The organism is Blautia acetigignens (genome assembly GCF_025566865.1).
Lineage (GTDB): Bacteria > Bacillota > Clostridia > Lachnospirales > Lachnospiraceae > Blautia_A > Blautia_A acetigignens.
Genome location: NZ_JAOQJM010000004.1, coordinates 98,231 through 118,906, shown reverse-complemented (window position 1 = coordinate 118,906; position 20,676 = coordinate 98,231). Strand labels below are relative to the sequence as shown.

Here is a 20,676-nt window from a genome sequence, read left to right as displayed (position 1 = left end):
GGAGCGTGGATGAGAAAGAATGTAACGTCCAAAATAAGAAAGGAGCCTGGAAGCATGGAAAGTCCCGAAAAATTCGTCCGCGGCTCTGTGAAAATTTCCGTATCCGGGGAGCAGATAGAGCGTTTCCTAAACCTGTGCCGCGCCAGAGGCCTCCTTCTGGAAAATGTCTGTCTCCCAGAAGAGAAGAAACTCACCGCCCGCATTTCCATAGCAGATTTCAAAAAGCTGGCCCCCATACATAGCAAAACCCATGTCCGCATCCAAATTCTGGAAAAAAGAGGCCTGCCCTTTTTCCTGTACAGAAGCTGGCGCAGGAAATGCTTTCTTACAGGCATCCTGCTGTGCGCCCTTCTGCTTTTCTGGCTTTCCGGCCGCATTTGGAACATTCACATTGACGGAAACGTGAAAAATTCTACGCCCCAGCTTCTGGAATTTCTGGATCAGCAGGGCGTGATCCACGGAATCAGCAAAAAAAATGTAAACTGCTCGGAAATCGCAGCCCTCCTTCGGAAAAATTACCCGGATATTACCTTTGTTTCTGCCAGGGTGCAGGGAACCCGGCTGCTTCTTACCATTCAGGAGGAGGTATTGGAAGAAACCCTTCAGGAAGAGGCGGTGCCCTGTGATCTGATCGCAGACCTGGATGGCGAGATCGTAAGCATGACCACAAGAAGCGGCGTTCCCCAGATGAAAACAGGTGACACCTGTCAGAAAGGCGACCTTCTCATATCCGGAATTGTGGAAATTTTAAATGACAGCCAGGAGGTGGTGCGCACCGAGTACGTTTCCGCAGACGCAGACATCTATGTCCGCCATCAGATCCCATACTACCAGGAATTTTCCCTTTCCTATCAGAAAAAAATCGCAGACGGCAAGCCGAAAAACAGCTGGTATTTTCACATAGGAAACTGGATTCTGGGCGCGGGCAGCGCGTCCCGGGAGCAGCATATCACTTCCGTGGAAGAAATCCCCTGGCAGGTCACTGAAAATTTTGCCCTCCCTATTTCCCTGGGAAAAATCACCCGCACGCCCTACCAGATCGAAAAGGCTGTATACACCAAAGAACAGGCCGAAGAAAAAGCCGCCCGGCAGCTAAAACTCTACGAAAAAAATCTGCTGGATCAGTACATCACCATTGTGGACACCAGTCTTTCCATCACCGTAGACAAAACCCGCTGCATCACCAAAGGAACCTTGACCGTGGATGAAAAATGCGGGGAGAGGAGAAGTGTGCAAAAGGGAGAGGAAACTTCGTAAAATTTCAGTGCTTTTTGGAAATATTCTGAAAATAATTTGGTAAAATAATGTAGACGGAAATTATGATATTTGTTATAATATGGGATAAATAAGTAGCGATATAGAAAAAACGCCTTTGCAGGATGAAACGCGGAGACTGAGGTGAAGCATGGCAGGAGCACTAAAGATCAATCCGGGAACGAAGCTTCGAATGGCATTTGATGTTCCCATCGGTCAGGAACCGAAATTCAATATGATATGTACTTTTAATAAATCATTAGACGAATCTGCTTTTCTGGTATCCATCCCTATGGTTGGGGGAAAAGCACTGGAGCCTGACGAGAATCAGAAGCTGTTGTTTGAGTACGGCGACGGAGAGGAAGCGGGCATTATTGCCGGATATGTAGACGATACCGTGAAGGTTGGAATCCGCCGTTTCTGGAAGGTACGTCGTGTAACAGAACACAGACAGTTTATCAAGCGTGTGGATGTACGTATGAAGGTGGCTCTGCCGGTGAAATACATGCAGGATACCTGGGCACTGAATTCAGACGGAGAGATCGATCAGGAGCTGGGCGAGACTATGGATATTTCCAACGGCGGTCTTGCAATTTATATGAACCGCTGGTTTGATGTAGGGGAGACCTGCATTTTCACCCTTCCCAGAATCGGAACTGCCGCCGCAGGAGTTCCGGAGCACGAGGTGGCTGGCGTGATCTGCTGGATGAGAGAGGTACCCAAGGGCGGAAGCTTCCGCTATGTAGCCGGTATCCAGCTGCGTTTTGCAGACCCTGAGGAGAAGGCCGCTATGCAGAACTATGTAGCCTATGTGAAGAAGAGATACAGACTGTAAGAGTATGAAGAGAAGGAAGAACAGGCAGGAGGAAATCCCTGCCGATATTTCAGAAAACCAGGTCTTGCAAAGGCAGAAGCTGACCGCATGATCGCAGCAGCCAGAAATAAGGCACGTACCGATGTTTCCGATGCCCAGAAGAAGGCAGATCAGGCGGTGAAGGAAGCGCAGTTAGAAGCGAAGAAGAAAGTGGAAGCTGCACAGAAGAAAGCCCAGAAGGATGTGGACCGTGTGAAGAAGCAGTCCGCAGAATCCCTGGAGCAGGTGAAGCAGCAGCTTGAAGAGGCGAAGAAGGAGAGGGAAAAAGCAATTGCCAAAGCCCAGGCCAATACTTTGTCCCACTATATCGTGAACGCTCTGCAGGATCGCCGCGACCGTAAGAACAAAGAGGATGACAATTAATCCATGTTGAAAAAAATAATATACGGCATTGTTAATTTTATATCAGTAGTGATCATAGCAGCAGCCATTGTGGTGCTGATCATGGTCTTGCTGACCAAGCCTGGAAAACCGCCCAGTATAGGCGGTTTTACTCTGCTTCGGATCACTACCGGAAGCATGGTGCCTACCTATGATGTGGATACCATGATCCTGGTGCAGGAGACCGATCCTTCCCAGATCAGGGAGGGAGATGTGATTTCTTTTTATTCTTCTGATCCTATGCTGGACGGGGCGGTGAATACTCACCGTGTGGTAAGGATCGAGAAAGATGGCGGTCAGTATGTTTATACCACCAAGGGAGATGGGAATAATGTGGAAGACCCCTATGATGTGAAATCAGAATACCTTGTGGGAAAAGTGATCTGGTCATCTGTGATCCTGGGAAAAATTTCCAGACTGGTTTCCAATCCGCTGATTTTTATCCCGGTGATCCTGGTACCGTTGGCTGTGATTTTGCTGAGCAATTTTTTCCAGACAATTTCCCTTGCCCGCAAGATTGCGAAGGAAGAGGAAGAGGCAGCCATCCGGGAAGCGGTAGAGCAGTTTCGTAAGAAGAAAGAATTGGAGAAGCAGGATAGTATAAAAGAATCTGACGCGGAAAGTCAGAAGCCAGAAGAGACAGAATAAAGTGTGGCGAAAAAGCATTTCTGCAAATGGTGACCCATATTTGGCAGAATATTTTTTGAAGCACACTCAGAAATAAGGAGGAGCAGCATTTGAAATCCGCGAATATAGAGATTGACTCATTAGACATTTTACAGGAGCTTTTCGGTATCAATGACAAGCTGATCAAGGTGATCGAGAAGCGTCTTGGGGTATCTATTACCCAGAGAAATTCCAGTATTACCGTAAGCGGCACCAATGACGGACGGATCCGCAGTGCCGTGAATATTATTGAAGCCATGCAGGAAGCCTTAAGCAAACAGCAGCAGCTTTCTGTGGATATGATCCATCGTTTTCTGGATGAGACGGACGAGGGGGATGATCAGGACGAGGATATTGCAGACAGTACCCGTAAGGTACTGGGGGATGCGGTAACTCTGAATTACAAGAACAGTCCCATTCGCACCAAGACCATCGGCCAGAAGAACTACATTAACGCATTGAAAAACAATACGGTTACCATCTGCATCGGACCGGCTGGTACAGGTAAAACCTATCTGGCAGTTGCCTATGCGGCGGAGATGTTCCGAAATGATGAGATTGAGAGAATCATTCTCAGCCGTCCTGCTATTGAAGCGGGAGAGAAGCTTGGCTTTCTTCCGGGAGACCTGCAGGAGAAGGTAGACCCTTATCTGAAGCCGCTGTATGATGCTTTGAATGATGTGTTTGGCCCGGATCAGGCGGCCAAGCTGCGGGAGAGGGGAATCATTGAGGTGGCACCTCTTGCCTACATGCGAGGACGTACTTTGAATAACAGTATGATCATCATCGACGAGAGCCAGAATGCTACGCTTCCTATTTTGAAAATGGCGCTGACCCGTATCGGTGTGGGCTCCAAAATGATTCTTACCGGAGATGTGACCCAGATCGACCTTTCCAAGGAGACCGACTCCGGTCTGCAGAAATGTGCGTCTATTTTGAAAAATGTGGATGACATTGCCACGATTTCTCTGACCAACCGTGACGTTGTCCGCTGTAAGATTGTGAAGGATATTGTTAAGGCATTTGAGAAGGAAGAGGCGAAGGCTGCGGAGAAGACGCAGAAGCGGGCAGTTCGAAGGAGTGGAAGATCTTAAGTGTGCCCCCAGTTTGCTGCCAGGCTGACGGCGAAGGTTTTTGGCTGATGATGGAACTCTCAAAAGGGAAAGTTGTCATTACAGATACGAATTGGAATATTATAAAATAAGTACAACTATTCAGTTCGCTTAGTTTGGAGTATCCCTTTGGATCACTGAAAGGTTGTACATTACACCAGGAGGGAAAGCTTTGGTTACAATAGAATATGAATGTGAGACAGATTTTGACCTGGGCCTGGACTGCCCCGCTCTTGCGAAAATCGTTGCCGAGAAGGTGCTGGACATGGAGAAATGTCCATGGGATGCACAGGTGAATCTGGTTCTTACGGACAATGAAGAGATCAAGCGTGTAAATACAGAGTTCAGGGGAATAGAGAGAGCCACAGATGTGCTTTCTTTCCCAATGCTGCCTTTTGAGACTCCGGCAGATTATTCTGTGGCAGAGGACGATGAGTCCTGTTTTGACCTGGACAGCGGAGAGCTTCTTCTGGGGGATATTATGATTTCCGCAGAGCGGGCAGCTGCACAGGCAGAAGAGTACGGACACAGTGTGAAGCGTGAGTTCTGCTTCCTGGTTGCCCACAGTATGCTGCATCTTCTGGGATATGACCATATGACTCCCGAGGAAGCTGCGGATATGGAGGCAAGACAGGCGAAGGCACTGGATGAGCTTGGAATTACCCGCTGATAGTTAGTACAGCGAATATTAGGATGAAGATTTGTTGACAGCGTAAGGAGGAAAAGACATGAAGAAGAAAATGCTGAAATTTCTTGCAGGCGTGCTGATTTCCTGCACATTGGCTGGTTCAGCCGTAAGCGTACAGGCAGAAGACAATCTGGAAATGCAGGTGACAAGCTATCTGACCGGAGAGGATGTGCCTGAGAGCGTTGGAAGAAGACGCCCCATTGCAGTCATGCTGGGCAATGATACCAACGGTGCACCCCAGAGCGGTACCGGAAATGCCGGGGTTATTTATGAAGCACCTGTGGAGGGCGGCATTACCAGGCTTATGGCGGTCATCGAGGATTACGATAATCTGCAGAGAATCGGCTCTGTGCGAAGCTGCCGTGATTATTATATTTTCTACGCCAATGAATTTGATGCCATTTACGCACATTATGGACAGGCTGTGTATGCACTTCAGTATCTGGATCAGCATGTGATCGATAATCTGAACGGACTGACTCTTGGAAATGCCTATTACCGGACTACAGACCGTGTGGCACCTCACAATGCCTACACAGATGCAGCCCACCTTCAGGCAGGAATCCAGAGCCTTGGCTACAGCCAGCAGTATCCGGAGGGCTACACCGGACATTATCAGTTTGCGCCGGAGGGAACAGAGATTACTTTGGATGAAGGAGCACCGGCGACTCTTGTGAAGCTGGATAACTTCTGGGACAATCATCCCTGGTTTGAATACAATGCCGAGACCAAGGAATACAGCCGCTTCCAGTTTAATGCACCTCATGTGGACCAGCTGACAGGACAGCAGCTGACCTGTGACAACATTATTCTTCAGTATTCCGGCTATCAGGCTTATGATGCTAATGGCTATCTGAACATTGATACCCAGTCCGGCGGCAGCGGCAAATACATTACCAGAGGCAAGGCAATCGATATTACCTGGAGTAAGGATTCCCAGTGGGGTACTACCCATTACTATGATTCCAACGGCCAGGAGATCCAGCTGAACCGCGGCAAGACCTGGGTAGAGATCGTGCTCAATGATTCTGTAGGATCTGTGACTTTGCAGTGACAGAATTCATGGCTGCCAACCAGGATTTTTAAAGTAATAGTAAATAAGAGAATGGGGGATTTCAGGGACAAGTGCGTGTTTATGCCGCGCCCTGAGATCCCTGTTTTGTTTATATGAGGTTAGAGCCTTTTTCAAACAGGCCCTAGAGCCTGCCCCCAGAAGCATTTATATTAATTTTTTTTAGAAAATGTGAATTTTTTTTGAAATTATTCATCCATTATCCAAAATTATAGACGAATGAAGAAAAATGATGTAAGATAAGTAGCAAAAAGGTAACTGTGAAGGTGCTGAACAGTTGCCAAAAGGGTTATTATTTTTTTATTACATTAACGATTAACGGAGTTGACTAGAACAATGAATTACCGGGAAAGACTGAAAGAGAAAAAACGTGTGGTAATCAAGATCGGCAGTTCCTCCCTTACCCATCCGCAGACAGGCAGACTGAACCTGCGCAAGCTTGAGGTACTGGTAAGAGAGCTGGGAGATCTTCGCAACCAGGGCAAGGATGTGGTATTGGTATCCTCAGGAGCCATTGCAGTGGGCGCGGCAGCCCTTGGCTTTAAGGAGAAGCCTCAGGAGTCCCGCCAGAAGCAGGCGTGTGCAGCTGTGGGACAGGCCAGGCTGATGATGATCTACCAGAAGCTGTTCGGAGAGTACAATCAGATGGCAGGCCAGATCCTGATGACCAAGAACACCATGGTAAACAATGCCAACCGTAAGAATGCGGAGAATACCTTCAATGAGCTTTTGTCTATGGGGGTAATCCCCATTGTAAATGAGAATGACTCTATTTCCACCTACGAGCTGCAGTCCCTGGAGAAATTCGGAGACAACGATACCCTTTCCGCAGTGGTAGCAGCCCTGATCGGTGCAGATCTTCTGATTCTGATGTCCGATATAGACGGGCTTTTCACAGATGATCCCAATACCAATCCGGAGGCGGAGTTTATTGATACAGTTGAGCAGCTGGATGACAAGCTTTTGAACATGGGAAAAGGCTCCACCGGAAGCAAAGTTGGTACCGGCGGCATGGCCACCAAGCTGACCGCAGCCAGAATTGCCACAGCGGCAGGCACGGATATGGTGATCGCCAACGGCGGCGACTTCCATAACATCCACCGTATTGTGGAGGGGGATAAATGCGGCACCCTTTTCGTAGGAAAGAAGCAGGAAGAGTTTTACCTGATAGATTATATAGAGAAATTGTTATAAGTGTATTACAGATTATAAATAGAAGAGGAGTATAATATGGACAGTAAAATGATTGATCGGATCAACACCCTTCATCACAAGGCACAGAGTGTTGGTCTTACAGAGGAAGAGAAAATTGAGCAGGCGAAGCTTCGCAAGGAGTATATTGCCACTATCAAGATGAACCTGCGCAACCAGCTTGACAATATTGACATCAAGGAAGCCGATGGTACCATTGTGAACCTTGGAGAAAAATATGGAAGAAAAAAGACTCATTAGAAAACAGATTTTTGCAGCCAGGAAGCAGTGCGCCGATGAGCAGGTGGAAGAATGGAGCCGCCAGCTGACCGAGCGCGTGATCCGGCTTCCGGAATTTTTGCAGGCAGACCGCGTTATGGCTTATGCAGATTACAATCATGAGGTCATGACAAGGTTTATTATTGAGGAAGCCTGGAAATCCGGCAAGGAAGTGGCAGTTCCCAAGGTGGTGGGAAAGGACATGGTCTTTTACCGCCTGACAGATTTCTCCCAGCTCGCTCCTGGATATTTCGGAATTCCGGAGCCTGCAGAAGGAGAGACTGTGGACTGGACGGATGCCCTTATGATCATGCCGGGAGTGGCCTTTGACCGTGAGAACCACAGAGTGGGATACGGCGGAGGCTTTTACGACCGTTTTCTGGAGAAGCATCCGGATACTCAGCGGGTTGCAGTTGCCTTTGATTTCCAGATCCTGGATCAGGTTCCCACAGAGCCGACCGATATCTGCCCGCAGATCATTGTGACGCAAAGCAATATTTACAGGAATGCCTTACCGAAGGGAGGACTTATAAATGAATGAAATGCTGCAGACTCTGGGCGAAAATGCCCGGGAAGCGGAAGTGATTCTTCGCAATCTTGGCACTGCGAAGAAGAATCAAGTCTTAGAAGCAGTGGCAGACAGCCTTGTGGCACACGCTGATAAGCTGCTTGCGGCCAATGCCATAGATGTAGAGAACGGCAGACGCAACCATATGCCGGAAGGCCTTGTGGACCGTCTGATGCTGACGGAAGCGAGAATAGAGGGAATGGCAGAGGGTCTGCGCCAGGTAGCGGCTCTTGACGACCCTATTGGGGAAGTAACCGGCATGAAGAAACGTCCTAACGGACTGATGATCGGTCAGAAAAGAGTTCCCCTCGGTGTAATCGGAATCATTTATGAAGCCAGACCAAATGTGACCGCAGATGCTTTTGCCCTTTGCTTTAAGACCGGCAATGTTGTGATCTTAAAAGGCGGAAGCGATGCCATCCATTCCAATACTGCCATTGTGGACTGTATCCGCAGTGCCCTGAAAGCCCAGGATCTTACAGAGAATGCCATCCAGCTGATCCAGGACACTTCCAGAGAGACCACCGCAGAGTTTATGAAAATGAACGAGTACGTGGATGTACTGATTCCAAGAGGCGGCCGGGGACTGATCAAGGCGGTTGTAAACGGCAGTACCATCCCGGTAATCGAGACCGGTACAGGCAACTGTCACATTTATGTGGATGAGAGTGCGGACCTTGCCATGGCGGCAGACATTGTGATGAATGCCAAGACCCAGAGAGTGGGCGTGTGCAATGCCTGCGAATCCCTTCTGGTTCATGAGAAAGTGAAGGATGCGTTCCTTCCGGTTCTGGCAGAGCGGCTTCGCACCAAGCATGTAGAAATGCGTGCGGATGAAGCAGCCAAAGCACTGATTCCGGATGCGGTTTCTGCTACGGAAGAGGACTGGGGAACCGAGTACCTGGATTACATTCTTTCTATTAAAGTGGTTAGTTCTGTGGAGGAAGCTATCCGTCATATTAACCGCTACAATACCGGACATTCAGAGGCAATCATCACCCGGGACTACAACAACGCGCAGAAATTCCTGGATGAGGTGGATGCGGCAGCAGTGTATGTAAATGCTTCCACCCGTTTTACTGACGGCTTTGAGTTCGGATTCGGAGCAGAGATCGGAATCAGCACCCAGAAGCTTCACGCCCGCGGCCCAATGGGACTTCTGGCCCTTACTTCCACGAAATATATTATTTATGGAAACGGACAGATTCGCCCATAAGTTTGATTTTTGAAATGAAATATGTTATACTGGACTTTGATGTTAATACTTAATACGGGGGACTCGTTTATAAGGAGGACTTTTTAAAATGAAAAAACAGCAGATTTTAGCGTTGATCATGGCTGGAACTCTTGCTGCCGGAATGGCTCCGGCAACTATGGCGTTCGCAGAGTCAGATGCCCAGACCGTGACAACAGACGATACAGCAGCTGCCGTGGAGTCAGAGGAGGCTGCAGAGCCTGTTCAGGATACCGCTGCTCCGGCAGAAGAAGGGGATGCCGCAGCGGAGACACCGGCAGAAGCGCCAGCAGAGGATAACACTGCAGATAATGCCGCCACGCAGGAACCATCCCAGGATCAGACGGATACTCCTGCAGCAGATCAGAGCACCGACAGCAGCCAGGCAGACGGATTCGGAAGCGGAGATGCAGAGACTCAGGAAGCCGGAGAAGCTGGCATTGCCACACAGGCAGAGGAGGCTGGAACAGAGGAAGAGACTTCCACCTGCAAGATTTATTTCCAGGATGCCGAGGGCAATCAGACCGAGTGCAAGACTCTGGCAGATGCAATTTTGATGGCACCGGCCAACGCAGATAAGAATGCGGCTCCATCCCAGATTCTTGTGACAGGTACCATTGAGATTTCCGATACCATCGTGATCTCTGACAGCCGGAATGTGTCCATCGCAGCAGCAGAGGACGGTACTGTGATCAAGCGTGCAGATGGATTCCTGGATGATATGTTTATGGTTCAGGGGGAGAACACCGCATTTCAGTTTGGCACAGGCAAGAATGGGGATACAGTTTTATCTTTGACCGTAGATGCCTCTTCCGCAGATGATGCAACAGGTTCTATTGTTTCTCTTGAGAAGGGATATTTCGGAATGTCTGACGGTGTTGCTTTAACAGGCAACCGTACCAGCGCGCCTGGCTCTGCAATTTACAACCAGGGCGGAAGTATTGGTCTTGGCGGCGGTACCATCACGGACAACCAGTCGATGGATAAGGGCGGAGCAATTTACAGTGAAGGTGAAATCCGTGTATCTGGCAATGTGATCGTCAGCGAAAACTACGATGATGGAGTGAATTACGAGAACAGTATCGTTTTGAGCGGTGAGAACGCATATATTGCAGCTACGGGAGTCCTTTCAGATACTGCAAACCTGCAGGTGAGAAGAAGCGATGCAGATGTAGTGAAAGCATTTGTCACAATCGGCAAGGATGCAGATGGAAATGCTTACACCACTATGGAGAATGTACTGGAGCATGTACATTACCTGGACACTGATAAATATACAGTTAATACAACTACTGGACAGCTGGAAGAAGTGAAAACACCAACTGTTGAACGTATGAAACTGAAAGCAGAGTCCCTGGCCTGGAATACAGCGTATGATCATACTGTAGACCTGAGCTTCACTACCAATGATGCTGGTGTGGGCGGTAAATATTACGCAACCTGGGTGAAGAAATCAGAGGATACTCCAAGCTTTGAAGATGTGAAGAACAACAATGTGGCAGAAGGAGATATCGCAACGAAAGTTGAGGTACAGCTTACAGGTGTTGCATATGATACAGATATTAAGGTTGTAGTTTATGGCGTAGATTCCAAGGGCGTGGAGGCTGAGAAACCTCTTGTACTGACTCTGGATGCCAAGGCAACACCAACAGAGGAACCGACTGAACCGACTCCGACCACACGTCCGGCCCTTACTCCTCCTGTAACAGACAGCAAGGTAACCGGTCTTGAGGAGCCGCTGGCATTCTATCCGAAGACTATGTACAACTTCAAGGTTGTTGGTGCAGGAACCGAGAATACCGATCCGGTTAATGGAGATACCAAATGGGTACCTTATGGATGGAGTGTGAATAAGGATAATATCCGCAGCGGATATGAGAAGAGTTTCTCTATTGGAAACAAATACGGTATCAAGGATGCCAAGACCTTTACCATGTATATCTTCTTCCAGAAGTACATATACAACGGCACTGACTGGGTAGCTGTTTCTGGCGTACAGGAGGCTCTGGAGCAGAAATTCTACTCCAAGGCAATTGAGTTCACCGTAACACCATCCGGCACGATTACTCCAACCGGTACAGATGGAAGCGGCAGTGGAGACGGCTATAATGGCGGCTCCGGAGACGGCAGTGATTCCACAGATCCTGAGAACTATAGCGGAGATGACAGTTCTACAGGCTCTTCTTCTGCAAGCAATGCAAGAACAGCCGACAATTCTCCGATTGCAACCATGATGATGCTTGCAAGTCTTTCTCTTGTAGCAGGCGGATATGTTCTGGTAAGAAAGAGAAAAAGAGAGAACTAAGTATGATAAGGCAGGTCATTTTGACCTGCCTTTTTGCATATAATACTATTGCGGCGGGGGACAGGCTGGTACGGAAAATGCAATACTGCCTGAGATTTTCCTCCGCTGCAGGAGGTAGAATATGCGGGCAGAATTTATGCCAAAAGAACAAAATCATACATATGAAAAGCTCTACTACACATTATGGGAGCTTGCTGGCCGTTACAGCGGCTTTTGCCAGTTTCGCGCAGTGGGAAACAGCCATGATGACAGGCTGATTCCTATGTTAGAGGTGGGAAATGGAGCGCAGATGATTTTTTGCGTGGCTGGAATTGACGGAACCCAGAACCTGCTTCCCCGGCTTTTGATTCAGATGGCAGAAGAGTACTGCCGGGCTTATGAATGCGGCTGGCAGCTGGAAGAATTTTACGAGGTGAAAAAATTGCTGGACAAGATCCGGATCTGTTTTCTTCCCCTTCTGAATCCGGATGGATATGAGATCAGCCAGAGCGGTTTTTCCATGATCCGAAATCCCATTTACCGGCAGATGCTTCGGATGCAGAGCATTCCGGCGAAAGATTTCGGGTACAATGCCCGGGGCGTGGACATTTGTCATAATTTCCCCACTGTCCACTACATTCGTTCCAGGATGGGAGAGGAGCCTGCCAGCGAGAATGAGACGAAGGCACTGATCCGGATCATGCAGGAATACGGAGGCAGAGGGCTTCTCACTTTCGGACAGGCCGGCAGGGAAATCGTGTATTATCACAGCGAACAGGGGATGGGAGGTCTGCCAAGGTCGTACCGTCTTGCCAGACATATGCAGAAATCCTCGTCCTATCATCTGGAACGGGAACCAGGCTCACAGTCTTCCGGGAAGAAATTCAAAGGGATGGGAACCCCGGAACAATATTATATTCAGACAATAAAACAGCCAGCCTTTCGCATCAAGGTTCCCGCACCCGGGAACGATGGAAAAGCTGGCGAAGAAAGCCAAACGAAAATTTATGAAGAGATTCATTTGCTGCCGTTGGAGTACATTTTCTCGCTGGAAAATTAATCAGGCTGTTTCATACTTTTTCCGAATATCCTTCATAACAAAGATATAGGAAACACCTGTAAAGACAGCTGCGGCAACCCATGCTGCCGGGTCGCAGAAGCATGCCAGGGGGTAGCTTGTAAGTGCCATGGAGATCAGTGCGACTACCATCCTGGCAATCAGCTCCGCTACGCCGCCCATCATAGGAAGGAAACCATAGCCACAGCCCTGCATGGTATTGCGGAATACGAAAATGGTGCTAAGCGGAATATAGAAAATAACACTTAAGTAAATATATGTTTTGGCCCATGGAAGCACGGTGTTCATATCCACATCACCTGTAAAGAAAAGTCCAAGGGCAGGCTTTAGAAGAACACATACGAGAACAGCTGCTCCAATGGAATATACAACACAGGAAGAAAGAGCAGCCTTCACACCCTGGCGGATACGTCCGATATCCCCCTTACCGAAATTCTGGCCGCTGTAGGCAGCCATAGTCTGTCCCATTGCCATCATTCCCTGGGTTACCAGATTCTGTACCTTGCTGGCAGCGGTAAAGGAAGCAACTGCTGTGGAACCGAACAGATTGATTGCAGACTGCATGATCATGGTACCGGAGGCAGTAATGGCAAACTGCAGTGCCATAGGAATTCCCATAGACAGCTGATGGCGGCTCTCCTTACCATGCAGCCTCCAGTGCTGTCTTGCCGGGGCGAGTGTAGGCATTTTGGTGTAAATGTAGACCAGACACAGAACTGCAGATACACCCTGGGAAAGGATGGTAGCGCAGGCGGCACCTGCAACACCCATTTTAAAGTTAATGATAAATACAAGGTCAAGAATTACATTAAGCACTGCGGAAAATACCAGGAAAATAAGCGGAATCTTGCTGTTTCCCACCGCACGCAGGTAGGAGGAAAACAGATTGTAAAAAATGGTTGCAATGATTCCGGCACTGATGATCATAATGTAGGTGTAAGCATCCTGGAAAATATTCTCCGGCGTATTCATCAGCTTCAGCAAAGAGTGCATGCCAAGCATACTAAAGGTACTGATAACCGCTGTAAAAATAAGGGAAAGCAAAATACCATTTGCCACACTGATCTTCACACCATCTTCGTCACGGGCACCAAACCTTTGGGCAGTTAATACCGAAAAGCCGGCTGTAATTCCCTGAGAAAAGCCGCCTATAAGGAACATGATGGTTCCCGTGGAGCCAACTGCCGCAAGGGCATCTGAACCGACAAAGCGTCCCACTATGATAGTGTCCGCCATATTATAAAGCTGCTGAAAAATGTTTCCTATAATAAGAGGAAGTACAAATTTCAGAATCACAGGCAGCGGTCTGCCTTTGGTCATATCTTTTTCCATTATCAATCCCCTCTTTTTCAAAAAAATAATACAAAAAAATTACATATTAATTGCTTTTTTTAGAAGCGAAAGTATTTTATCACACTCACGTAAAGATGTCACCCTATTATTTTATAAAAAAGAAGAAAAAATAATGGGAAGGGCAGCCGGACCAGCCATGGACCGACAGATTTTTGGGTGGCTTTTGCTTGCTATTTCCAGGAGCAGATGTTACAATTAAAAATAATAATGAAAATTCAGATATCCGGCGTACAATCGGTATCATAATATTCGAAAGAGAGGCACTTTATAAATGGCAAATGATCATGGAGAACAGATTAGAATCGTACAGGAGACTGTGGCAGGTAAGGAGATTACCTTTGCCCATGTAATGGGAGGCCCGGCACCGATTATTTATCAGAAGTTAGGACTGAATCCTCAGCTGGATTACCGTTCCTCTGCAATCGGCATCATGAATATGACACCGCCGGAGTCCGCAGTTATCGCATCTGACATTGCGGTAAAGAGCGGCAACGTATATCTTGGCTTTGCAGACCGTTTCACAGGAACCCTGATCATCACAGGAGAGATTTCCGATGTAATGTCCGCTATGACAGAGATCGTGGATTATTTCCGTGATTCCTTAGGATATGTAGTCTGCAATATTACGAAGCGATAGGAAGTATGGGCATGGAGCGAATAACGAAGGAAGAACTGCTGGAAATGCTGTTCCATGATGATTATGAGCACCTGAAGGGGAAGAAGCTGCGCATGACCCGCGTGCGTGTTCCCGGCAAGGAGGTTTGCCTGGCCCACGTGATCAGCCCTTCCCAGTCCTGCATTTATGAGAATTTGGGACTTCATATCGGGGTTCATGAGGGGGAGGACCATACAGGGGAAGCCATCGGGTTGATCCGTTTTACCCCCTGGGAGGCAGTTGTGGTGGCAGCGGACGTTGCCATGAAGAGTGCGGATGTGCAGATCGGGTTTATGGACCGTTTCTGCGGCTCCCTGATCCTGACAGGCGGACTGTCACAGGTGCAGACTGCGGTAGAAGAGGTTGTGCGCTTTTTTGACCAGGAGCTTGGCTTTAAGGTGTGCACAGTTCATAAAAGTTAAGTAAAGAGTATAGCTAAAGATAAGGGACGAGATAGATGAAGAAGATTTTTCTGATGGGCAGAAGCGAAGCCGGCAAGACCTCACTGACACAGGCGCTGAAAGGCGAGGAGCTTCATTATATAAAAACGCAATACACCAATTCCAATGATGATACCATTGACTCTCCGGGGGAATATGCGGAGTCCAAGCGGTTCAGCGTGGGACTTGCCTGCTTTTCCTTTGAGGCAGACGTGGTGGCAATCGTGCAGGCAGCAGACGAGCCGTTCAATCTGTTTGGGGCAAGCTGCCGTTCCTTTATCCTGCGTCCCCTTATCGGCATCATCACCAAGATTGATTCCCCCTACGCCAATATCCCCATGGTAAAGCAGTGGCTGATCAATGCAGGCTGCGAGCGGATTTTCATGGTCAACAATGTGACAAGAGAGGGAATTGACGAGCTTATGGAATATCTGCAGGAGGATCCTCCAAGCCTTACCCTGGAGCAGGCCAAGTTTAAACAAAGCCTTGGCTTAAATGAGTGGGATCCTCTTCCTGAGGGAGTCACTTATCCGGAGGGAATCAGATGATGGCACAGACAGAAGCAAAGAGAAGCCCCCTTACCACCTTATGCTATCTGGAAAAGGACGGGCAGTATCTGATGCTGCACCGCATTTCCAAGAAGAATGATGTGAACAAGGGGAAATGGATTGGCGTGGGAGGCCATTTTGAAGAGGGAGAAAGCCCGGAGGAGTGTATGCTCCGGGAGGTTTTTGAGGAGACGGGCTATACCCTTACCTCCTGGAAATTCCGCGGGATCGTCACTTTTTCACAGGAGGGCTACGGCACGGAATACATGTGCCTTTATACTGCAGATGGTTTTACAGGAACCATGAAGGAATGCGACGAGGGGAAACTGAAATGGATTCCTAAGGACGAGATCTGGAATCTGAGATTGTGGGAGGGGGATAAGATTTTTCTGAAGCTTCTGAATGAGGATGTTCCCTTCTTCTCACTGAAATTAAGCTATAAAGGGGATGAGCTGGTAGAGACCGTACTGGATGGACGTCCTCTTGAGAGTCAGTCATACTAACGGATTGCCACATTTGTCATAGACAAATGTGGCAATTTGCTTTATAGGACAGATTTATAGTGTATACTGAAAGTAGCTATTAAGGTATTGAGCAGTTACCTGCTAAGTACAAAGAAAGGAGGACACCAGAATGGCTCGGATCATTTTTTTCATTTTTGCAGTTATGTGCTGCATTACGACAGGAAGCAAGGCTTCTCAAAGCTTACCAGAGGAAAAAAGCACTCTCACCGGAGCTTATCTTTATGAGGTGCCTGGCAGCAGCCAGATGAAGGATATGCAAAAGGTGCTGCCCTCCGAAATAGAATTCAGAAAGGACACGGAAGGATTGTTAACGGTGACGAAGCTTACTTCCCCGGATGAAATCAGGACAGCTGTAGATGCCTTTCTTCAGATTCGGATTGGTGACAGGACAGACATTTTTGTAACGGATCAATATGATGTCATTTCCTTTTTCTTTCCGGATAATAATACAACGGTATCCTTTCAGTTGAATGGCAAAAGCCTGGAATGGAGGAATCAGGGTAAAACAGAGCTTTATGACTTGGAGAATGCAGAGCTTTTCTGGGAGGAGGTTAGTATAAGGTGACATTTCAGGAGCAGTTGAATTTATATATGGAAGAGCTTTCCTGCAGCGGCAGGGAGCTTGCCAAAAACAGCGGTATTTCCGAAACCATTCTCAGCCGATACCGAAAGGGCGAACGTATTCCCGGTGCAGACAGTGATTATCTGAAAAAGCTTGCAGCAGGAATTGCCCTGACTGCAGAGCAAAAAGGAAAGAAAATAGATCAGGAAAGGGCTTTGGAGGCTCTTTTGGCAGCCTTGAAGCAGGAAGAAAAAACAGAGATTTTTTATTACCAAAAGTTTGATATTCTTCTTCGGGAACTGGAAATCAATGTATCCAAAATGGCATCTGCCCTGCACTATGATCCGTCCTATATTTCCAAGATCCGAACAGGAAAAAGAACACCCTCAGATGTCCGGGGCTTTGCAGAAAATGTATGCGGATATATTGTAAGGAATTTTTCCGGTCAGGAGGAGCTAAGCAAAATTGCTGCACTGACAGGCTGTGACAATGAGACACTGACGCATCCGGAGAATTCCTTTCTCCTTTTGCAGAATTGGCTTTGTGTGGGAAAATTTGAGACAATGGATTACATATCCGGCTTTTTGCAGAAAATGGATGAATTTAACCTGGATGATTACATACGGGCCATTCATTTTGACAGCTTCAAGGTACCTAAGGTACCTTTCCAGCTTCCAGTTTCCAGACAATACTATGGACTGAAGGAAATGCGGGAGGGAGAGCTGGATTTTCTGAAGCACACAGTATTATCTAAATCTATGGAGCCGCTGCATCTGTGCTGCGACATGCCTGTGGAGGACATGGCTCAGGATGAGAAATTTGCAAAGAAATATATGTTTGGCCTTGCCATGGTTCTGAAAAAAGGGCTTCACATTCACATTATCCATGACGTGGAGCGGCCTATGAAGGACATGATGCTGGGGCTGGAAAACTGGATTCCTCTTTATATGACCGGGCAGATTTCCCCGTATTATCTGAAGGGGATTCAGAACAAGGTCTACTGCCATCTCCATTACACCTCAGGTCAGGCGGCAATGACAGGGGACTGCATTAGCGGACACCATGACACCGCCCACTATTATCTGACCAGCCGCAGGGAAGAGGTGGAGATCTGCAGGAAAAACACAGAATATCTGCTGAAAAAGGCACATCTTCTGATGGAAATTTACAGGGAGGAAAAAAGAGAAGGTCTTTTCGATTTCCTGGAAAAGGACAGTCACGTGGAGGGCAGGCGCAGAAGGATTCTGGCAGCACCGCCGCTGTTTGTAATGCCAGAGGAGCTTTTGAAAGAGCTTCTTGGGAAGAATCAGATGGAGAAAGCCAAGTGCTCCAGAATTCTTAAAGTATATGCCAGGGAGCGTGAACGGATGGAAACCATACTGGCTCACAGCCCGGTTTCGGATGAGCTGTCCCAGGTGACAAAAGAGGAGTATGACAAATATCCGGTGATGCTTCCGCTGGCAGAGTGTTTTCTGGAAAAGGATGTTGTGCTTACCTATGAGGAATATATGACCTGCGTGGAAGCGGCAAAGGAATATGCCAGGACGCATGAAAACTATCAGTTTTCTTTTACAAAGGTCAAGGGCTTTCATAATATCCAGATTACCTGTCACCAGGAAAAATGGTGCATGGTTTCCAAGAATAAGGCACCGTCCATTCACTTTGTGATCCATCATCCCAAGCTGCGATATGCACTGGAAAATGTGGTTCTTCCAATCCGGGATGAGGGGCTTATTTAATCCATATATCATATAACATATAACATATAACATGAAGGAGGCGTGTAGAAATGAAAAAATCATGGAGAAAGACAATTACCGCAGTTTGCATGGGAACCATGCTGTTTTCCGGCAATGTTTACGGGGCGGACAGCTCCCAGGATCTGATGGCGTATACGGATAACGTGCTGTCGGACGGATCCCTGATCTATTATTTTGAGGAAGTTGCAGTTACCCTTCCTGCTGACTGGCAGGGGAAATTTGAAATTGTGACAACGGACAATTCTGCCGCCTTTTATCACAAGGCAAGCCATGAGAAATGGCAGGAAAAATATGGGGAGGACGGCGGCAAACTGTTTACCTTGTCCTGCACCATCAATCACGATTTTTCCGAGCTGCCGGATTTTACCTATATCGGATTCAGTGAGGATTCGGTGATGAATTATTTCATGATCTTCCCCACTGATTTCCAGGCCTACACAGAGGACGAAGCCGTGGCCGCCGAATTTCAGCAGATGAACGCAGAAATTGATTTTGTGAAGCAGAATGCTTATATGTTAAGTGAGGGGGCACCTGTGGGGGTTCCTGCATCTGGAAGCTCTGCAGACATTGGAGCTGCCACAACTGTACCGGGGATTCCGGGAGGAAATGGAAGTTCTGACACCTCTGATTTCCAGGAGTCCCAGGCGGGATACACAGGAAGCTGGGTTCAGGTGAGAGGGGAATTTGAGCTGTATCTTCCATCGGATTGGGAATCTGTGGATTTGGACGAGGAAGATCAGGCAAACGATATTTACTTCGCCGCAATGTCCTCCGACCAGAATGCCATCCTGGTTGCTATGTCCATGAATCTGACAGATGGTTACACCCAGGAGGAAATCGACGCGGAGCTTGCCGAGGGCAATTACAGTTCTTTATTTGAGGTGGCACAGGATGCCATGGCTCAGCAAGGCTATACCGTAGAAAAAACAGAAACCATCAATGACATCCCCTGCGCCTTCTTTTCCAATGAAGACGATTACGGAATCGTATTTATGGACCAGAGCGATTCGGTAATGGAAGTGGTCTATCTTACAGGAGGAGATGTGCGTAATAACGATACGGTGCAGGCAATGCTGCACTCTGTAAGATGGGCAGGGTAAGCAGGAAGCTTTGCCCATCTTGCAGGTGGAGACAGTGACTACACAAAGCATGTAGATAGTACCCGTTCTGTAACCTCAGATACAGCTGCCTCAGACCCCATAGAAGATATTGAAAGCACTGTAAGCGATGTACTAAAGCAGGGCGGAGCAGGAAATGACACTGCTTCCGGCGGTACTGTGGGAAATATCGGCGGTGTTTCCTCCAGCGTGGAGGATGGGCAGACAGGTGCAGATTCTTCTGACGGCAGTGGGGATGGTACACAGATGGGAAGCATCACGTTTTCTCAGGACACTGTGGGATATGCGGGAACCTGGGTTCCTTTTGAGGATGGTTTTCAGCTGTATCTGCCAAGTGACTGGGATGTGTACAATGTGACGGAAGAGCAGAGCCAGCAGGGTGTGCTTTATATTGCAGGAGATTCTTCCGGTGCTGAGACTGCGCCTGGAATTTCCGTAGTGTGGGCTTACAGCGACGGAGCCGAGACCATTGAAGAGGTTGCCGCTGCCATCGGACAGGGAGGGTACCAGGTGGACGATATCGTTTCCATCAACGGAATCCCCTGCGTTTCCTACCGGATCGAGGAAAGCGACTGCAGCGCTATCATGTTTTTCCATCCCACCAACAGGCAGTACCTGTTCTGCGTAACAGGCGTGGGATACGCGGCTAACGTGGATACGATCTGCTCGATCCTGACCTCCGTAAGCCTCACCTGATAAATACAAATCATTTTTTTCTCTTAAACAAAAAAGCCGTTTTGCACTGCTATATTTTTCTAGAAGTACAGCACTGCAAACGGCTTTTTATATTTGCTGAAACGTGGGGCAGAGTACAGGGGACTATGAAACTGCCTTACGTTGGGGTTGCTTATTCCAGCAACACAGACAGGCATTATAATAATTTTGGCTTTTTGTACAGCAGTGACAGACATAAGCTGATAAAAATGGCACCTGTATTTGACGAATGCCGGAAATAAGAGCCAGCCAGATCGCAGAAACCGTACAGCGCAAGTTAGAGTATCTTCAGCTTTTTCAGGAGGGAAAGAAGATTTGGAA

General features: G+C 47.9%; 23 protein-coding genes. 22 read left to right on the top strand and 1 reads right to left on the bottom strand.

Translation table 11 applies throughout. The annotated features are described in order from the left end of the window. The 13 genes from OCV70_RS07120 to OCV70_RS07060 all read left to right on the top strand — a co-directional run. Positions 1 to 1,257 (top strand): sporulation protein YqfD (locus OCV70_RS07120; RefSeq protein ID WP_262579478.1); only part of this gene is annotated, 1,257 nt, incomplete at its 5' end. Positions 1,258 to 1,405: 148 nt separating this feature from the next. Beyond that, positions 1,406 to 2,089 (top strand): PilZ domain-containing protein, encoded by a 684-nt coding sequence (locus tag OCV70_RS07115; RefSeq protein ID WP_021924391.1) that lies wholly within the window; start codon positions 1,406 to 1,408, stop codon positions 2,087 to 2,089. Between the two features lie 87 nt (positions 2,090 to 2,176). Then, positions 2,177 to 2,491, top strand: coding sequence for a hypothetical protein (locus OCV70_RS07110; protein ID WP_195587326.1), 315 nt, complete (start codon positions 2,177 to 2,179; stop codon positions 2,489 to 2,491). Between the two features lie 3 nt (positions 2,492 to 2,494). Then, on the top strand, positions 2,495 to 3,157 hold the full coding sequence (locus tag OCV70_RS07105) for a signal peptidase I (protein ID WP_021926998.1): 663 nt from the start codon (positions 2,495 to 2,497) through the stop codon (positions 3,155 to 3,157). A gap of 89 nt (positions 3,158 to 3,246) precedes the next feature. After that, positions 3,247 to 4,269: a PhoH family protein gene (locus tag OCV70_RS07100; protein ID WP_195587327.1), complete on the top strand. Its 1,023-nt coding sequence runs from the start codon at positions 3,247 to 3,249 to the stop codon at positions 4,267 to 4,269. Positions 4,270 to 4,459: 190 nt separating this feature from the next. Further along, complete coding sequence (gene ybeY / locus OCV70_RS07095; protein ID WP_021926996.1) at positions 4,460 to 4,957, top strand: rRNA maturation RNase YbeY; 498 nt, start codon at positions 4,460 to 4,462, stop codon at positions 4,955 to 4,957. Between the two features lie 58 nt (positions 4,958 to 5,015). Further along, positions 5,016 to 6,029, top strand: a complete 1,014-nt coding sequence (locus tag OCV70_RS07090) for a DUF3048 domain-containing protein (RefSeq protein WP_173767498.1) — start codon at positions 5,016 to 5,018, stop codon at positions 6,027 to 6,029. Positions 6,030 to 6,383: 354 nt separating this feature from the next. Further along, positions 6,384 to 7,241 carry a glutamate 5-kinase gene (gene proB / locus OCV70_RS07085; protein ID WP_021926994.1) on the top strand — a complete coding sequence of 286 codons (858 nt, stop codon included), beginning with the start codon at positions 6,384 to 6,386 and terminating at the stop codon, positions 7,239 to 7,241. A 36-nt stretch (positions 7,242 to 7,277) separates the two neighbouring features. After that, the gene (locus tag OCV70_RS07080) at positions 7,278 to 7,499 is read left to right on the top strand and encodes a DUF896 domain-containing protein (protein ID WP_021926993.1); all 222 of its coding nucleotides are present in this window, start codon (positions 7,278 to 7,280) and stop codon (positions 7,497 to 7,499) included. Beyond that, positions 7,477 to 8,058, top strand: a complete 582-nt coding sequence (locus OCV70_RS07075; RefSeq protein WP_195587328.1) for a 5-formyltetrahydrofolate cyclo-ligase — start codon at positions 7,477 to 7,479, stop codon at positions 8,056 to 8,058. The genes OCV70_RS07080 and OCV70_RS07075 overlap by 23 nt, the downstream gene beginning before the upstream one ends. Further along, positions 8,051 to 9,301 carry a glutamate-5-semialdehyde dehydrogenase gene (locus OCV70_RS07070; protein WP_195587329.1) on the top strand — a complete coding sequence of 417 codons (1,251 nt, stop codon included), beginning with the start codon at positions 8,051 to 8,053 and terminating at the stop codon, positions 9,299 to 9,301. Before OCV70_RS07075 ends, OCV70_RS07070 begins: the two co-directional genes overlap by 8 nt. An 88-nt stretch (positions 9,302 to 9,389) precedes the next feature. After that, entirely contained in the window at positions 9,390 to 11,624 is a 2,235-nt protein-coding gene (locus OCV70_RS07065) for a hypothetical protein (protein WP_195587330.1), read from the top strand. A 121-nt stretch (positions 11,625 to 11,745) separates the two neighbouring features. Next, the gene (locus OCV70_RS07060; RefSeq protein ID WP_021926989.1) at positions 11,746 to 12,663 is read left to right on the top strand and encodes a M14 family zinc carboxypeptidase; all 918 of its coding nucleotides are present in this window, start codon (positions 11,746 to 11,748) and stop codon (positions 12,661 to 12,663) included. On the opposite strand, the gene OCV70_RS07055 is transcribed toward OCV70_RS07060, so the two are convergent. After that, positions 12,664 to 14,034: an MATE family efflux transporter gene (locus OCV70_RS07055; protein WP_262579477.1), complete on the bottom strand. Its 1,371-nt coding sequence runs from the start codon at positions 14,032 to 14,034 to the stop codon at positions 12,664 to 12,666. It lies immediately after the preceding gene. A 271-nt stretch (positions 14,035 to 14,305) separates the two neighbouring features. Between OCV70_RS07055 and OCV70_RS07050 the strand changes: the two genes are divergently transcribed. From OCV70_RS07050 to OCV70_RS07010, 9 genes are all read left to right on the top strand, one after another. Continuing rightward, the gene (locus OCV70_RS07050) at positions 14,306 to 14,671 is read left to right on the top strand and encodes a BMC domain-containing protein (protein ID WP_021926987.1); all 366 of its coding nucleotides are present in this window, start codon (positions 14,306 to 14,308) and stop codon (positions 14,669 to 14,671) included. A gap of 11 nt (positions 14,672 to 14,682) precedes the next feature. Then, positions 14,683 to 15,111 (top strand): BMC domain-containing protein, encoded by a 429-nt coding sequence (locus OCV70_RS07045; RefSeq protein WP_021926986.1) that lies wholly within the window; start codon positions 14,683 to 14,685, stop codon positions 15,109 to 15,111. A gap of 35 nt (positions 15,112 to 15,146) precedes the next feature. Further along, positions 15,147 to 15,677, top strand: coding sequence for a EutP/PduV family microcompartment system protein (locus OCV70_RS07040; protein ID WP_021926985.1), 531 nt, complete (start codon positions 15,147 to 15,149; stop codon positions 15,675 to 15,677). Further along, positions 15,674 to 16,180, top strand: a complete 507-nt coding sequence (locus tag OCV70_RS07035; protein ID WP_243000132.1) for an NUDIX hydrolase — start codon at positions 15,674 to 15,676, stop codon at positions 16,178 to 16,180. Before OCV70_RS07040 ends, OCV70_RS07035 begins: the two co-directional genes overlap by 4 nt. Before the next feature lie 130 nt (positions 16,181 to 16,310). Next, complete coding sequence (locus OCV70_RS07030) at positions 16,311 to 16,766, top strand: hypothetical protein (protein ID WP_195587332.1); 456 nt, start codon at positions 16,311 to 16,313, stop codon at positions 16,764 to 16,766. Beyond that, on the top strand, positions 16,763 to 18,502 hold the full coding sequence (locus tag OCV70_RS07025; protein ID WP_195587333.1) for a helix-turn-helix domain-containing protein: 1,740 nt from the start codon (positions 16,763 to 16,765) through the stop codon (positions 18,500 to 18,502). Before OCV70_RS07030 ends, OCV70_RS07025 begins: the two co-directional genes overlap by 4 nt. 50 nt (positions 18,503 to 18,552) lie before the next feature. Beyond that, complete coding sequence (locus OCV70_RS07020) at positions 18,553 to 19,623, top strand: hypothetical protein (protein ID WP_173767487.1); 1,071 nt, start codon at positions 18,553 to 18,555, stop codon at positions 19,621 to 19,623. Positions 19,624 to 19,800: 177 nt separating this feature from the next. Continuing rightward, on the top strand, positions 19,801 to 20,337 hold the full coding sequence (locus OCV70_RS07015; RefSeq protein ID WP_021926979.1) for a hypothetical protein: 537 nt from the start codon (positions 19,801 to 19,803) through the stop codon (positions 20,335 to 20,337). Positions 20,338 to 20,462: 125 nt separating this feature from the next. Next, positions 20,463 to 20,597 (top strand): hypothetical protein, encoded by a 135-nt coding sequence (locus OCV70_RS07010; protein WP_262579476.1) that lies wholly within the window; start codon positions 20,463 to 20,465, stop codon positions 20,595 to 20,597. Positions 20,598 to 20,676 lie beyond the last annotated feature (79 nt).

Excerpts from the sequence above, each read along its gene's own strand:
- OCV70_RS07115 (WP_021924391.1), top strand. The coding sequence starts at position 1,406 with ATGGCAGGAGCACTAAAGATCAATCCGGGAACGAAGCTTCGAATGGCA.
- OCV70_RS07110 (WP_195587326.1), top strand. The coding sequence starts at position 2,177 with ATGATCGCAGCAGCCAGAAATAAGGCACGTACCGATGTTTCCGATGCC.
- OCV70_RS07105 (WP_021926998.1), top strand. The coding sequence starts at position 2,495 with ATGTTGAAAAAAATAATATACGGCATTGTTAATTTTATATCAGTAGTG.
- OCV70_RS07090 (WP_173767498.1), top strand. The coding sequence starts at position 5,016 with ATGAAGAAGAAAATGCTGAAATTTCTTGCAGGCGTGCTGATTTCCTGC.
- proB (WP_021926994.1), top strand. The coding sequence starts at position 6,384 with ATGAATTACCGGGAAAGACTGAAAGAGAAAAAACGTGTGGTAATCAAG.
- OCV70_RS07080 (WP_021926993.1), top strand. The coding sequence starts at position 7,278 with ATGGACAGTAAAATGATTGATCGGATCAACACCCTTCATCACAAGGCA.
- OCV70_RS07075 (WP_195587328.1), top strand. The coding sequence starts at position 7,477 with ATGGAAGAAAAAAGACTCATTAGAAAACAGATTTTTGCAGCCAGGAAG.
- OCV70_RS07070 (WP_195587329.1), top strand. The coding sequence starts at position 8,051 with ATGAATGAAATGCTGCAGACTCTGGGCGAAAATGCCCGGGAAGCGGAA.
- OCV70_RS07065 (WP_195587330.1), top strand. The coding sequence starts at position 9,390 with ATGAAAAAACAGCAGATTTTAGCGTTGATCATGGCTGGAACTCTTGCT.
- OCV70_RS07060 (WP_021926989.1), top strand. The coding sequence starts at position 11,746 with ATGCGGGCAGAATTTATGCCAAAAGAACAAAATCATACATATGAAAAG.
- OCV70_RS07050 (WP_021926987.1), top strand. The coding sequence starts at position 14,306 with ATGGCAAATGATCATGGAGAACAGATTAGAATCGTACAGGAGACTGTG.
- OCV70_RS07045 (WP_021926986.1), top strand. The coding sequence starts at position 14,683 with ATGGAGCGAATAACGAAGGAAGAACTGCTGGAAATGCTGTTCCATGAT.
- OCV70_RS07040 (WP_021926985.1), top strand. The coding sequence starts at position 15,147 with ATGAAGAAGATTTTTCTGATGGGCAGAAGCGAAGCCGGCAAGACCTCA.
- OCV70_RS07035 (WP_243000132.1), top strand. The coding sequence starts at position 15,674 with ATGATGGCACAGACAGAAGCAAAGAGAAGCCCCCTTACCACCTTATGC.
- OCV70_RS07030 (WP_195587332.1), top strand. The coding sequence starts at position 16,311 with ATGGCTCGGATCATTTTTTTCATTTTTGCAGTTATGTGCTGCATTACG.
- OCV70_RS07020 (WP_173767487.1), top strand. The coding sequence starts at position 18,553 with ATGAAAAAATCATGGAGAAAGACAATTACCGCAGTTTGCATGGGAACC.
- OCV70_RS07010 (WP_262579476.1), top strand. The coding sequence starts at position 20,463 with ATGAAACTGCCTTACGTTGGGGTTGCTTATTCCAGCAACACAGACAGG.